The organism is Methylobacterium isbiliense (assembly GCF_022179325.1).
GTDB lineage: Bacteria > Pseudomonadota > Alphaproteobacteria > Rhizobiales > Beijerinckiaceae > Methylobacterium > Methylobacterium isbiliense.
In genome coordinates, this window is record NZ_BPQQ01000049.1 from 18,669 (window position 1) to 32,402 (window position 13,734).

The 13,734-nt window shown below is 64.7% G+C and carries 13 protein-coding genes and 2 pseudogenes; 4 read left to right on the forward strand and 11 right to left on the reverse strand.

Annotated features, from left to right (window positions below; translation table 11 throughout):
• The first annotated feature begins 314 nt into the window (after window positions 1-314).
• Window positions 315-1,229: a Rieske (2Fe-2S) protein gene (locus MFF61_RS20775; protein WP_238237825.1), complete on the forward strand. Its 915-nt coding sequence runs from the start codon at window positions 315-317 to the stop codon at window positions 1,227-1,229.
• A 289-nt stretch (window positions 1,230-1,518) separates the two neighbouring features.
• Here MFF61_RS20775 and MFF61_RS20780 read toward each other — a convergent pair whose 3' ends face one another.
• Entirely contained in the window at window positions 1,519-2,388 is an 870-nt protein-coding gene (locus MFF61_RS20780) for a replication initiation protein (protein ID WP_238237706.1), read from the reverse strand.
• Window positions 2,389-3,937: 1,549 nt separating this feature from the next.
• Between MFF61_RS20780 and MFF61_RS20785 the strand changes: the two genes are divergently transcribed.
• Entirely contained in the window at window positions 3,938-4,597 is a 660-nt protein-coding gene (locus MFF61_RS20785) for an AAA family ATPase (protein WP_238237709.1), read from the forward strand.
• Window positions 4,594-5,004: a hypothetical protein gene (locus tag MFF61_RS20790; RefSeq protein WP_238237711.1), complete on the forward strand. Its 411-nt coding sequence runs from the start codon at window positions 4,594-4,596 to the stop codon at window positions 5,002-5,004. Before MFF61_RS20785 ends, MFF61_RS20790 begins: the two co-directional genes overlap by 4 nt.
• A 355-nt stretch (window positions 5,005-5,359) precedes the next feature.
• Here MFF61_RS20790 and tnpC read toward each other — a convergent pair.
• The 9 genes and pseudogenes from tnpC to MFF61_RS20835 form a co-directional block, all read right to left on the reverse strand.
• Window positions 5,360-6,114 (reverse strand): annotated as a pseudogene (gene tnpC / locus MFF61_RS20795) (IS66 family transposase); the annotation flags it as partial.
• Window positions 6,066-6,890, reverse strand: a pseudogene (locus MFF61_RS20800) (IS5 family transposase). The pseudogenes tnpC and MFF61_RS20800, both read right to left, overlap by 49 nt.
• 42 nt (window positions 6,891-6,932) lie before the next feature.
• Complete coding sequence (gene tnpB, locus MFF61_RS20805) at window positions 6,933-7,238, reverse strand: IS66 family insertion sequence element accessory protein TnpB (protein ID WP_238237713.1); 306 nt, start codon at window positions 7,236-7,238, stop codon at window positions 6,933-6,935.
• Window positions 7,235-7,633 carry an IS66-like element accessory protein TnpA gene (gene tnpA, locus MFF61_RS20810; protein WP_238237715.1) on the reverse strand — a complete coding sequence of 133 codons (399 nt, stop codon included), beginning with the start codon at window positions 7,631-7,633 and terminating at the stop codon, window positions 7,235-7,237. The genes tnpB and tnpA overlap by 4 nt, the downstream gene beginning before the upstream one ends.
• A gap of 30 nt (window positions 7,634-7,663) precedes the next feature.
• On the reverse strand, window positions 7,664-7,891 hold the full coding sequence (locus tag MFF61_RS20815; RefSeq protein WP_238237719.1) for a hypothetical protein: 228 nt from the start codon (window positions 7,889-7,891) through the stop codon (window positions 7,664-7,666).
• An 866-nt stretch (window positions 7,892-8,757) separates the two neighbouring features.
• Window positions 8,758-9,438, reverse strand: coding sequence for an alpha/beta fold hydrolase (locus tag MFF61_RS20820; RefSeq protein WP_238237827.1), 681 nt, complete (start codon window positions 9,436-9,438; stop codon window positions 8,758-8,760).
• 217 nt (window positions 9,439-9,655) lie between these two features.
• Window positions 9,656-10,081, reverse strand: a complete 426-nt coding sequence (locus MFF61_RS20825; protein WP_238237721.1) for a hypothetical protein — start codon at window positions 10,079-10,081, stop codon at window positions 9,656-9,658.
• Between the two features lie 30 nt (window positions 10,082-10,111).
• Complete coding sequence (gene ctrA, locus MFF61_RS20830) at window positions 10,112-10,813, reverse strand: response regulator transcription factor CtrA (protein ID WP_238237740.1); 702 nt, start codon at window positions 10,811-10,813, stop codon at window positions 10,112-10,114.
• A gap of 199 nt (window positions 10,814-11,012) precedes the next feature.
• A complete protein-coding gene (locus MFF61_RS20835; protein WP_238237743.1) occupies window positions 11,013-11,480 on the reverse strand; it encodes a GyrI-like domain-containing protein in 468 nt (155 codons plus the stop codon).
• 121 nt (window positions 11,481-11,601) lie between these two features.
• Here MFF61_RS20835 and MFF61_RS20840 point away from each other — a divergent pair, with 121 nt between their 5' ends.
• Window positions 11,602-11,913 (forward strand): ArsR/SmtB family transcription factor, encoded by a 312-nt coding sequence (locus MFF61_RS20840; RefSeq protein WP_238237755.1) that lies wholly within the window; start codon window positions 11,602-11,604, stop codon window positions 11,911-11,913.
• 505 nt (window positions 11,914-12,418) lie between these two features.
• Here the strand turns inward: MFF61_RS20840 and MFF61_RS20845 are convergent.
• The gene (locus MFF61_RS20845; RefSeq protein WP_238237757.1) at window positions 12,419-13,618 is read right to left on the reverse strand and encodes an IS256 family transposase; all 1,200 of its coding nucleotides are present in this window, start codon (window positions 13,616-13,618) and stop codon (window positions 12,419-12,421) included.
• Window positions 13,619-13,734: the final 116 nt, after the last annotated feature.

Sequence of the window (13,734 nt, forward strand, 5' to 3'; positions counted from 1 at the left end):
CGGTGGAGGGCTACGATAGCGGCCTAAGGTACGTAAGCCCCCTCCCCTCCTGTAGCTGCAGCTCAGCTCCCGCGATGATGCATCTCGGAGACTACGCCACCTCACATTCCAATCACCGCGCCGGTGAGACCTTGCTTTAGCAGACTGCCTTGACTGAAGCGCAGCCCAAGCGCCTCGCGAGTGTGGATGGTTGCTACAATCGTCTGCTTCAGAACACCAGCGCAGCTGTGGGAGGCAAGCTCATGCAGGCGCCGAACACGGAATTCTCTTTCGCTGGCAGTCTCGAGGAGCTGAGGGCGAAGGGGCGGATCGTGATGCACGGTCACCATCGTCCGATCCTCGTGATCTACGACCGCGGACGCGTCGTCGCCCTTGACAATCGTTGCCCTCACATGGGCTTCTCGCTCGAGCGCGGCAGCGTCGAAGATGGCATCCTGACCTGTCATTGGCACCACGCTCGCTTCGCTGTCGAAAGCGGCTGCACCTTCGACCTGTGGGCGGACGATGTACCAGTCTACCTGGTCGAGGTGCGTGACGGAGAGGTCTGGGTGAAGACCGAGTTCGCCCATGCCGACCCGGCACTCCACTGGAAGCAGCGGCTGGCCGACGGCCTGGCCCATGACCTCAGCCTCGTCATCGCTAAGGCTGTGCAAGGTCAGCTCGCGGCCGAGGTGGCGCGGGCTGACGTCGTGCGGCAAATCGCGCTGTTCGGGGCGCGCAACCGCGACGGCTGGGGTGTGGGTCTCACGATCCTCACGGCCCTCGCCAATCTCCTGCCCGTGCTGCCCGAGGAGGAAGTAGCCTACCTCGCCTTGTTCCATGGCGGACGCCACGTGGCGGCGGACTGCGACGGCGCGGTACCACGGCGAGAACGGGCGGCGCTCGGAAGCCAACCTGATGCGGCTGTGCTCAAGCTCTGGCTGGGCTACAGCTGCGGGCATCAAGCTGTCCCGCTCCCCGTCCGAACATTCGACCCAAGTCGGGGCGGCGCAAGACATGTTCGCGGCCAGGTTCGAGCTGCTCGAGGTCATGCAGGCGGGCTCCTGGAAGACGCCCGCTATGCCAGCCCGCTACGGCGAGCGGCTCAGGACGCAGCGCGGTGCCGCCTTCGAGCTTGCGACACTGCAAAATCGAGCCTGATTACTCCGATTAGCGGATTTCCTCTTTTCACGGCCCAAGTCCGATCATGGGCACCAGCTTCCAAGGAAGGCGGTTGGTCTCAGAGCTGAGCCTCCTCAGACCGATACGCTGAGCCAAATGTGCTAGAGCGGCCTGCTACAGACAGGCTCAAGGCCACCTTCCGCTTTCGTCGCCTACGCAACCCCCGAATCCCTCATAAAAGCGACCCGGAATCCTCACATTATGCCCCGAAGGCCTCATCGCAACCGGGCTCTTCGCCCCGAACCCCTCAGTGGAGCCCCCGAACCTCTCACACTTTGTACTACAAGCCACTGATGGTTAACGGAAATCCGACCGGGAATCTTGAATCTTTTGAAGATGTTGAATACCCGAATCCAACTATGAGGTTTTCGGGGTTGGACGCTTCCGAGCCTTCCGAGCGAGCCGGTTCGGTGAGGCTATCGGGGGAGCATGCTCGATCGTCATGATTCGCGACCGCCTCCCTGCCCTACTGCGCTGGATCTCTTCCCAAGCAGCATTCAGCGCCTCCTCGTCCTTCTGCCACCAGCCGATCGCGATCTCGGTGACCTTCTTGCCCTGCTTCAGTGGCTGAAGAGTCATTCCGAACGGCGCCAAAGCATTGACCTCGTCCACCGCAGGCTTGATAACGTGCTTGTTCAGCTCGCCAAAGGTCTTGTATTTCTCCAACGGAACACCCAGCATCTCGCGGAATTCTTCAAGCGTGTATTTATGGCTGTGCTTGTAATCCAGGTTCACCAGCTGGGCGACGTTCTCATAAAGGCTGATTGCGTATTTTGACGTAAACGACATCAGGACGGGGATCGCGATCTTGCCCCAGATGGTAGATTTCTGGAGAAGGTCGATCAGTCGCTTGTCGAAGCTGTATGTCATGACGCCGGCCGGACGGTCTGGATCGTCCATGTCATTACCGCCGAGGAACTGGACGCGGCGGGTTTTGCCGTCGGGCAATTTGATAACGATCAGCGCCCGCATCAGCGCCTCGACCGCCTCTTCGACCATCTCGAACCCCTTGTGGCCGTCGGGCTTCAAGTCGTCGATCTCGACGGTGTAATCCCTGCCCTCCTTGATCCCCTGCATGTGGGCAGAGTGCCAAAGGATGGTGATCGCCCGCCGAGCATTGAGGGTCAGCTCGTGGTGCCCGGTGATTTGAATCAACTCTGCAGGCTTGATCGCCTCGCCCGCACGCGGCTTCAAATCAAAGGTCAGGGTGAGCTGTTTCTCGGCCATGACGCAAGCTACGCCTGGCCCTGAAAAAATGAAAGCGAGCGCCGTACCGCTTCACAGATAGTTCCCCAAATTCCTCACAGAAATCGAACTATGAAGGAATCGGGGCGAGAAAACTACTGTGGTGACAATGACTTGCGAAGGGGCATTTCCGGTTCGGCCCGAGCCCGAACTCCTCATAGTTGGACCGCCCTCCCCTGCCCTGAAACGGCTATCGTGCTGGTCCCCGAATCTCTCATAATAAGGCCCCTCCCCTCTCGTTCCGGTGGTAGTCGTATGATCCCCGTGGATATGCCTGTGGCACGCCGAGCCGCGTCCTGCCATACCGAGCCGAGCGGCACATTCTGGATCAAATCAATTTGTACAAGTTCCGATGCCAGAAGAACGGCGGGTCAGCATGCGCCATGAACGGCAAGTCGTATGGCCGGCAAGCTGATATGCGCAGGCCTGTAAAGGCTCCGTAATCGCCGTTCCGGCATCCGACAGAATGGCTGGACCTCATTGCCGCAGGATGTGCGGAAGGCCATGCCCACAAGCTGCCACCCCGTCAGACCGCCATCTCGGTATCTGACCGCTTCGGAAGCTTCCGTCACGCCGGTACTGGAGGACTGGCAAGCCCATGCTTTCACATCTCGCGTCCTGTCGGCATGGCGACCTTCACACCTCCTCCCGTGCCGGCTTAGATGGATGGACAGGTCGGAAACAATCTTCCCCTCCAAGCCGGATGATGCTGGGATCGGCAAGCCGCGGTCTGACTTCAGGGCGACATCGGCACTCAATCAGGTTGCCAGTTTCGTAGATGGCGAAGCGCAGGTGCTGCCGTGCCTCAATCTCGCCATGCTGCAGGACTGCCTTGCTGACAGGCCGAAGCATTGGCGCAACGGAGTGTGTCGAAGAAGCGAAGACGGCAGGTCGGAACACCGGTGCCTTGCTAGATTACGAGATGGATGTTCTCACAGGACGTCATATGCACTGATGCTGATGCCGACACGCTGGTGTCCTCCGGTGAAGCGACACTCACATGCGTCCTGATCGGCTCAACGGTAGATGGCGATAGCGGCATGATCCAAGGTGCCCATGCGTTCAGGTCGCTAAGCCAGAGAGTACCGGTACCGGTATCCGGCCGAGTGCCGATGACGTATGATCGGCTGGACGCCATGACGGCGTGATCCGGTACCGACGTGTTCCGGGATGTAAAGGAGCAGGGGAGGGCGCTTGCCAATGTCGGCGTTCCGCCACTCGCCGATCAGTCGGTCCTGCCAACTGTCGGGATGGCAGCCCTTCGAAGTCGCGTTCCAGGCATGAAGCCATGCCGGATTTCCGGCTTGAACCGGTGAGGAGGAAATGGCATCTGCCGGCCCCGGCGAGATGCGAACTTCACGGGTTGCCGAGATGTACGGATTGCGATCCAGCCATCCGCCGATGCGTAAGACCCGCCGCTTGGCCATATGCCGAGGTGGCGGAGTGTTAACCCGCCGTAAACGGCAGTGGCTCAGATTGATGGGCTTACAGGCTGCCGCCTTCTCAGGCCGGCGCATGGAGGGATGTCAGCATGGCGATTATGGCCACTGCCAGCGCTAAGGGTGGGGTCGGCAAAACCACCCTGTCGATCCTCATTGCCGCGGATCTCGCCCTCGACGGGTACAAGGTCGCGCTCCTGGATTGCGACCTCAACCAGCACGCCTCGGCCTTCGGCACCAAGGCCGATATCCCGAACCTCACCGTGATCCCGGCCGTCGTGGAGCAGAACGTCCTGTCCGCGATGCGTCAGGCGGAGGAGGGCGCCGACATGGTCATCGTGGATCTGCCCGGCGGCTCCTCGACGCTAGCCCTCAAGGCGCTCCAGCGCAGCAACTTCGTCATCGTTCCGTGTCAGGCCAGCCTTCCGGACGTGAAGGACGCCGTGAAGACGATGGAGCAAATTGCCGACGCCGAGGACCTGAGCCGAGTGAAGATTGCCCGCTCGCTGATCTGGACCCGCGTCCTGCCCGGGTACGAGTCGCGCTCGGCGAAGCACGTCCGCGAGAGCATCGAGCAGACCGGCCTACCGGTGTTCACCACGCAGCAGCGCGAACTGTCGGCCTTCCGCGAGATGCACGTCACGGGCCGGGTGCCCCGGCAGATGGATGAGAAGTCGGCGGCGTCCGCGAACGTCGCGGCGATCACGGCCGAACTGCTCGGCAAGCTTGAGCGGATGGCGGAGGCAGCATGACCAAGGCGGCCCTTCCTTCCATCACTGAGGACCTGGCGCCTCGTAAGCGCGTCGACCTCAAGGCTATTCGTCCGGCGGCGGTCGATGATGCGGCCGTCGCCGAGAACAGCCGTAAGATCGGGACCGAGTGGGGTGCCCAGACCAGCCTGACGCCGGTCGAGCCCAGCCCGCCACCTGCACCTGCTCCGAAGGCTGAAGCCCCGGTCGCGGCGCCGGAGCATCCGAAGGTGCCGCTGGCGTCCCTGCGGATCGAGGTGCCGGAATATCTGGACCGCGAGCTGGCGATCCGCGCCGCCGAGCAGCGGGTCACGAAGCAGTACCTCGTCGCCAAGGCACTTCAAGCGGCCGGCTACCGGCTCGATGACGCCGATCTGGTCGAGGACAAGCGCAAGGCGAAGAAGCGATAGGGCAGGGGGCTCAGCGCTCCCTCGCCGGCGATTTCGCGTCGTCGTTGAACATCCGGTCAAAGGTGCGCGACAGGTCCGCTTCCCTCGGGGGTGCCGACTTCAAAAGCTCCTGCATGGCGGGCACCGGCTGCTTGGGCTGTTGAAAACTTCCTCACTGGAAGGTGGCTGGTTTGGTCAGCGGAGACGAGCTGACGAAATTCGCTAGCCTCTCGCTCCGCATTTCGGAGCACGTGCTCGATTGTGGCGCGGGCATCGAGTAGGCGGCTCGCGAGGTTCTGAACTACCGCGTACGATTGCGCCTTCTCCGTGAGCATTCGGTGAGGGCCGCAGCTGGGATCGTTGCGCGGGCACGAGGTCAGGCGGCACTCTGGGTCTGCTGGGGAGGGGCCCAGGTCCAGGGCAGGAGTTCGTCGATCCGCCGGGCGGGGTGAGCCGGCAGGCGAGCCAGCACGTCGGCCAGCCAAGCCTGCGGGTCGACCGCGTTGAGCTTTGCCGTGGTGATCAGCGTCGCCATGGCCGCGGCCCGCGCCGCGCCACGGTCCGAGCCAGCAAACAGCCATGCTCGTCGTCCAAGGGCAAAGCCTCTGAGCGCGCGTTCGGCGGCGTTGTTGGACAGGCAGATCCGCCCGTCATCCAGGAACGCGGCAAAGCGCATCCAACGCTTGAGCATGTAGTCAATGGGTTGCCCGCCGACGAACGCGAGAGCTTGATGCGCTGCTCGCCGAGCCAGGCGTGCAGGTCCTCCACCACCGGCCGGCTGCGCTCCTGCCGAACCCGGCGGCGTTCGTCCGCGCTCAAGCCGTTGATCTCGCGCTCGAGGGCAAAGAGGAGGTCGATGCGCTCCACCGCCTCGAGTGCGATCGGCGACACGGGCGCGGCACCGGAGCCGCGGCGCGCTCGGGCGACGATGTCGGCCAACTCGAAGAAGCCGCGGCGGGCGTGCCCCCAGCAGAGCGCCGACGTGACCGCCCCGCCCGCACGCCCCAGATCATAAAGCCCGTTGTAGCCGCCATAGGCGTCGGCCTGCAGGATGCCCCGCCAGCCTCTCAGAGCCTGTTTGACTATGCCGGGCAGTCTTGGGCGCGGTGATAGGCACGCAGCAGGCGGTGGCAGTTGGCGATGCTGATGGCGTCCTCGGCTGCCGCCGGGCTCTGCTCCCAGTGCCGTGTCAGGCGACGATAGCGCGTGGAGAGGGTGCCGAAGGTGGCCTCGATGCGCCAGCGCAGCGGCAACGGCTCGAAGCCTTTGGTCTCGGGTGGGCGGGTCGAGATCTGCACGTCGAGGCCGTGACGAGCGGCCGCTTCGTCCATGCGCGCCCCGGTGTAGATGCCATCCACCTTCACTCGTTCGGGGGCCCAACCCGCTTGAGCGGCGCGGTCGAACAGCCAGCCTGCAGCCTGGGTGTCGTGGATGTTGGCCGCCGTGACGAGAGCCGCCAAAACGAAGCCGCGCGAGCAGGTTAGGACGTGGCGCTTGCTGCCTCGGACCTTCTTCTTGCCGTCCGTGCCCCGCACCCCGACCTGCGGCCCGGACACCACGCTCTGCGAGTCCAAGATCGCGGTTCTGGGCTCGGCCGGACGCCCGTGCTTCGCTCGCACCGCCCGCGTCAGCAAGCCAGCGATCTCCGACCAGATCCCCTCGGCCCGGAAGCGGTCGTGTCAGGTGCGCACCGTCTCCCAGGGACCGAAGTCCGTCGGCAGGTAGCGCCAGGGGCAACCCGTCTTCTCCAGGTACAGGCAGGCGTTGACCATCTCCCGCAGGTCCGCCGTCAGCGGATCGTAGCTGATCAGCAGCGGCGCGACCGTCGCCCACTGTGCATCCGTCAGGTCGCTCGGGTAGCGACCGCCTTGATCGCGGTAAGTCTGACGATCCGCATCCGTCCACATCGGCTTCTCCTCACAAAGCCAACGCGCGACTGTGCTGCCCAGTCAAACAGGCTCTGAGAGCAGGTAGCCCATCTGCGGCGGCGTGATGGCGACGACGCCGTCGGCCGGCGAGGGCCAGAGGAAGCGCCCGCGTTCGAGGCGGCGCACATAGAGGTTGGCCGCCTGCCCGTCGTGCCAGATGATCTTGACCAGATCGCCGCGCCGGCCGCGGAAGCAGAAGACGTGGCCGCTCGGGGGATCGCGCTTGAGCACCTCCTGCACCTGCAAGGTCAGGGAGGCGAAGCCCTTCCTCATGTCGGTGGGGCTGGTCGCCAGCCAGACCTTCACGCCGAGCGGAACCGGGATCATCGCGCCCTCAAGGCAGCGATCACCTCGCGCAACGCGCGGCTGTCGACCGCGCCTTCCACATGCACCCGATCGCCCGAGACCAGCTCGATCGTGATGCCGCCCGTGCGGCGTGCGGGCCGCTTGCGCGGCGGCACGTCGTGGGCGCAGGCCGCAGGCTCGTCCGCCGGCGTCTCGATCCTCACCGGCAAGAAGACCGGCGCCTCAGGTGCGATCCGCTCGCACAGCTGCTTGCGCCAGCGGAAGAGCTGGCTCACGTGCACACCGGCCGATCGGGCGATCTGCGAGGCCGAGGTCCCCGGCTCGAGCGACAGGGCGACCAGCCGCTCCTTCTCGGCCTGCGGCCAGCGCCGGCGGCGCTCGACCGAGGTGATCACCTCCACTCGCGACGTGGTCATAGGGCTGCTCCTAGGATTACGCCTAGGACGTCACGTCATCCCGCTTCCCAGCAAGGTGGCCCTCGCCGGACGAATACTGACATTCGGGATTTGCTCCTGATTAATAGTCAAGATGTGGGTGCTTTCGAAGAAGTCAAGGCGAATATTGATTTCGAGGAACTCGCAATCGTTGCGTTGCTTGAGCCGTACGAAGCTGTAATCCAGGAGCTTGGCTTGAATGGTTGCGACTATGACTGCGAGTCTGGAGACGATGATCACCTCGAGGTAAGCTTCTCGTTCGATACCGCTGAACAGGTCGCCGCGTTCGAGAAGGCACTTGGGGCGGCTAATCTCCCCTGAGCCGATGGCGGCCGGAGGTCTTGCACCTCCGGCAGCGTCTTACCAGCAGGCGCGAGGCAGCCGCCGCTTCCAGCGCTCGCCTGCCTTCAGTTTCGGACCCACCTTGCCGCGCATCTTCACAGCCCGTGGCCTGCCCGCCGGCGCTGGGCTTGTCCCCGCAACTGGCATTGCTGCCAGAGTTCGAGGTTGATGCGCCGAAGCTGGCAGCCGGATGAGCGCCGAGTTTGTCGCCGTCTCGCTTGCCGACGGCTTCGGCTTCGCCTTCATGCGCTCAGAAGCGCGTCGCACCCGCGGGAGGCGCGGCTCGCGCATAGGAGTTGGCGCAGTCTCGACGGCGATCGGCTCGACCACCAGCAGGCTTGGGAGGACGCGGCGTGCCTCGACCTTTGTGACTGGCTGCTTGGCAGGGGAGGGGAGGGCGGCGTCCACCGGCTCCTCGACAAGCCGAGACAGCTCCTGGGTCAGGTCGGTGCCTGCCCAGAGCACCGACGGTGGCGGAGAAGACGACTTCGTAGCCTCATGAAGGTTCGAACCGAAGCGGCTCCGTGATTTTACCTCGACGGTGAACGACCGCCGCACGCGATTGCGTGTCATCGTTGTCCTGGATGGTTGGATAGCTGGGTCAGCTCGCACCAATTTGCGGCTTCGTACAAGGTAGGCGTGACGCTATAGCCTGTCCAGTGCTGCCTTATGATTTTTCGATGCTGCGTCCGGACAGGAGTGCGCACACACTCCTCGGTGCGCGAGCGGGGCGCGCCAAACGCGTCTGCTCGTCACCTCCCGCTTCAAGCGCGGCAGTCAGACGTGTCAAACCCAGCCATCTCGGCAGCCTGGAGGACGGCCTGGATCACCGCTGCGGGCTTGTCCTGCTGGACGAAGTGGCCACTGCCCTCGACGACTATCAGCCGCCCGCGCGGTGACAGCGCCGCGGTCCGGACTTGAACGTCGCGCCAGAGCGCCTCGCGCTCCAGTGTGTCCCCATGGTCGGTCGCAGCCAGCACAATCAGCGGAACCGGCGGGAACGGCGGCCCAGAATTCATCGCTGCGATGCTCGGTGGCACCCCCGCCTCTTCAGCGGCCGCAACCGTGCCGCTCGCCGGCGGGGTCGGGGACACGAAGACACCGGGCGGCTCAGCCGGGCTCGTGGCATCAACCAGGACGACCGCCGCCGTCGCTGTGGGATGAAGGCGAGCGAAGGCTTGGACGTAGAGGCCGCCGAGCGAGTGGCCAACGAGGATGTAGGGCGGCGCCAGATCCAGCGTGCGCAGCAGCACCAGGAGCTGATCGGCAACAGTATCGGCGAGAACGACCTGATCAGGGGCGCTCGCGGCACTGCCCCCGATACCCGGCCGATCGTAGCGGATGACCCGCATGCACGAGGCGAGTGCAGGTGCGACGAGCGCCCAACTCTGCATGTCCTTACCGCGCCCGGCCTCGAGGACCACCACCGGACCGGCGCTACCCATCTCGTTCACCGCGATGTCGGCTGATCCGACGCGATGCCTTCTGCCCTCGGCCAAAGCCGGCGTGAGGCAGCCTGCTGCCCATGCCAGTCCGGACACCCAGGCGACGGCGTGCGAGTAGCTGCGTCTCCTGCTCGACACGACGACGCCTCCGTTCACGGACGAGTGGGTGGCCGAGATCCGGGATGATGGGCCTCACCATCAGAATGAGTATTCTGACCTAATAAGGGCCACGAAACAGGTCACCCATCGCCTTGCGCCGGAACAGCGCGAACCAGCGGCGGCGCTGGTGCTCGATCCGATCGTGGAGCATGTGGCAGCGTTGGCAAAGCGCTGCCAAGTTCTGGTCGGCATTGTTGCTCGGATCATGGACGTGATGGGCGGTCGCCAGCACCACTCGGGTCGTGCGCACGCCTGCGAGGAGATTTGCCTTCCTCAGGCGCCCGCGGAGGCGCCGTCCCTGGCCATCACGCCAGCAGCCGCTCTCGACGTCCCACCAGCGGCCGTCGCCGAGGTGGAAGACCCGCTGCAGGTGTGGGCGGTTGCACGCCTCGCAACGCCCTCGTGCGCGGTGGAAGTGGATCACGTGGGAGAGCTGCGGCCAGTCAATCGGGTAGAAGTAGCGATGCTCCCGCCGGATCGGCATCCATGCTCCACGATGTCATGTGTCCAGGGCTCAGCCAGCCATGGCCTGCTTCTCGGCCATTCCGTCGTGCAGCACGTAGCCGCGGCAACAGATGGTCTCGATGTAGTTCTTGCCCTGGCTGGCATTGGCCAGCTTCTTGCGCAGCTTGCAGATGAAGACGTCGATGATCTTCAGCTCGGGCTCGTCCATGCCGCCGTAGAGATGGTTGAGGAACATCTCCTTGGTCAGCGTCGTGCCCTTCCGCAAGCTGAGGAGTTCGAGCAGCTGGTACTCCTTGCCGGTGAGATGCACCCGCGAGCCCGAGACCTCGACGGTCTTCTGGTCGAGGTTGACCACGAGGTCGCCCGTGGTGATGACCGACTGGGCGTGGCCCTTCGAGCGGCGCACGATCGCGTGAATACGGGCGACGAGCTCGTCCTTGTGGAAAGGTTTGGTGAGGTAGTCGTCGGCCCCGAAGCCGAGGCCCTTCACCTTGTCCTCGATCCCGGCCATGCCGGACAGGATCAGGATCGGCGTCTTGACCTTGGCGACCCGGAGCGAGCGCAGCACCTCGTAGCCCGACATGTCGGGGAGGTTCAGGTCGAGGAGGATGATGTCGTAGTCGTACAGCTTGCCGAGATCGACGCCCTCCTCGCCGAGGTCGGTGGTGTAGGTGTTGAAGTTCTCGGACTTGAGCATCAGCTCGACGCTTGCCGCGACCGAAGCGTCGTCCTCGATCAGCAGTACGCGCATGTCGGAGATCCTCCAGAGATTGAAGCTTTCTATAAGGACATCGGCAACAAACCGTTAAGGCTTGGCGGCAGCTCATCGTGGGGCCGAGGCCGCCGGGGCGTGTCCGAGCTGGGCGGCCCTCCGAGTTCCTATTACCCGCGTAATCGCGGCTCCCGGCGGATGCCAACCTCTCGTCAGAGCCCCAGCAGCCAAGACCCGCTCAGCGCGACGTGAGCAGGGCGTAGAGGTCGGTGACCGGCACGGCAGGATCGCCGTAAGCCTCCCAGCTCAGCCCTGCCGGTTCGTGGCCGTGCTCGACGACCCAGGCCATCAGCGCCCGCCAGGCGTCTGGTAGCTGCGTGTATGGTCCTTCCAAGCGCAGGTGCCCTGCACGACCGCCAGGGATCTCCTGCACGGTCACGCGATCGGTCGCTCGGAAGCCTCCGGCAATGGTCGAGCCCGCCGCGATGCGGATGCGGTCGCCCGACGGTGGGAGGGAGAACGTCACCTCCAGACCTGTCTTCTCGACCCCCCGGGCAGCAAGGACCGCATCGACCCGCGCGCGAGCTTCTCGCTGGAACTGCGGGATCTCCGCGAAGGACATCTCGCCCCATTCCACGGCGGTGATGCTGGGCGACACCATGACGATCTCCGGCGTACCAAAGCTGCTGGGCGTTCTGTCCGACATGCTGTCCTCAAGCCCCTCTCGTGACCCGGTTTTCTCGAGGCGCCGAGCAGGGCGCGGGTGCCTCCAGCATCAACGATGGTGTGGGAGTTGACAATGCGTTAGCTAAGACTTACAGTAAGTGATGGCTAACACACAAGCCCTCCTCGCCATCACGGCGCTGGGCGATCCGACGCGGCGGCAGATCTTCGAGCGTCTGGCTCACGGACCCAGTCCGGTCGGTGAGCTTGCCAGCACCATGGCTGTCACCCGGCCCGCTGTCTCTCAGCACCTTCGCGTTCTGAAGGAGGCTGGTCTGGTCACGGAAACCGCGCAGGGCACTCGCCGGATCTACCGGCTCGACAGACGCGGGATCGGCGCGATCCACGCGTGGCTCGACGAGCGATGGGCCGAGGCGCTCAATGCAGCGGGATCCACCCTCGACCAAGATTTCTGATCGCACGACGACATCGACCTAATCGGTGGAGGGAGGTCGGCCGTGTGCGCTTGCGCACGTCGCGGCACTGGGGGCATCCCCACATGAGATTTGCCCCTCGTGGGCGTTTCCTCCCTAGACTTCGGGCCGCCTCGCAAGGGCGGCCTTTCTTTTCGCAGTCGCGGCGTCGTTGAAGCGTCTCGGATGGGTATACCCGGACGAGACGGAGGTGTGAGACACCTTCCTCGTCTCAAGCGGGTTGCTTTCGAGTTGCTGAACGTCACGTTGCGGTGGTCTAGAACCAAACGAGACGCCTTATGACCCGCATTGTAGGCCTCGCCGGCGATCATATCCCGAACTCCTACACCGACACGCCCTGGCATAGCCCCAGCTTGGTTCGCGGGCAGCCTCATAGGTGCACCCGAAGGACGTCGAATGTCAGGGCGCGCTGGGTGGAGCGGTCGTGCCCCATGTTGTGGTGTAGCTTCGGCGTGGTCACCACGCTCACCGGCTGGGGCCGGGACGATCAGGCTGCCAGGGTGGGCAGGCTGACGAGCGGATCATCGCCGATGGGGGCGATGCTTTCCAGGGTGATGTAGCGGGCGCGCTGGACGGCCCACTCGTCGTTCTGTTCGAGCAGGATCGCGCCAACGAGGCGCGTGATAGCGGCTTCGTTGGGGAAGATGCCGACCACCTCGGTGCGCCGCTTGATCTCGCCATTGAGGCGCTCCAGCGGGTTCGTGCTGTGAAGCTTGACCCGGTGGGCGGACGGGAAGCCCATGTAGGCCAGCACGTCGGGTTCCGCCTCATCCATGAGGGCTGCGAGCTTGGGCACCTTGGGCCGGAGTTGGTCGGCCACGCGCCGCCACTGAAGGCGAGCCGCCTCGGCATCATCCTGAGCGAAGGCGGTGGCGATGAAGGCGGACACCACGCGCCGCCCGCTCCGACCGGCATGCGCCAGCACGGTCCTCATGAAGTGGACGCGGCACCGCTGCCATGTGGCGTTCATCACCTTGGCGACCGAGGCCTTGATGCCCGCGTGGGCGTCCGAGATCACCAGCTTGACCCCGCGCAGGCCGCGGCGCGCCAGCTTGCGCAGGAACGCGGTCCAGAAGGTCTCGGCCTCGGAGGGGCCGACGTCCATGCCGAGCACTTCCCTGCGGCCGTCGCTGTTCACGCCCACCGCCACGATCACGGCGACAGAGACGATGCGCCCGGCTTGGCGCACCTTCACGTAAGTGGCGTCGATCCAGAGATAGGGCCACTCGCCCTCGATGGGCCGGTCGAGGAGCGCGCCCACGCGCTCGTCGATCTCCTGGCACAGGCGTGAGACCTGGCTCTTCGAGATGCCCGTGCCGCCCATGGCCTGGACGAGGTCATCGACGGACCGGGTCGAGATGCCCTGGAAGTAGGCCTCCTGGATCACCGCCGTGAGCGCCTTCTCGGCCAAGCGGCGCGGCTCCAGGAAGCTCGGGAAGTACGAGCCCTTCCTCAGCTTCGGGATGCGCAACTCCACCTTACCGGCCCGCGTCTGCCAGTCCCGGTCGCGGTAGCCGTTGCGCTGGACCAGCCGCTCGGCGCTCTTCTCGCCGTGAGCCGCCCCAGTCAGGCCGCCCACCTCCAATTCCATCAGCCGCTCGGCCGCAAAGCCGATCATCTCGCGCAGCAGGTCCGCGTCGGCGCTCTTCTCCAGCAGGCCGCGCAGGCTCATCATCTCGTCGGTCATCGGAGGTCTCTCGGGTTCGGGGTTGTGCTCGCAACCCGACCCTACCCGGCAACCGCCGATGACCACCCCGCGAGAGAGCCCGCCTGCTCCAGCGCTGTGAAGGGCGCGCAGGCGGG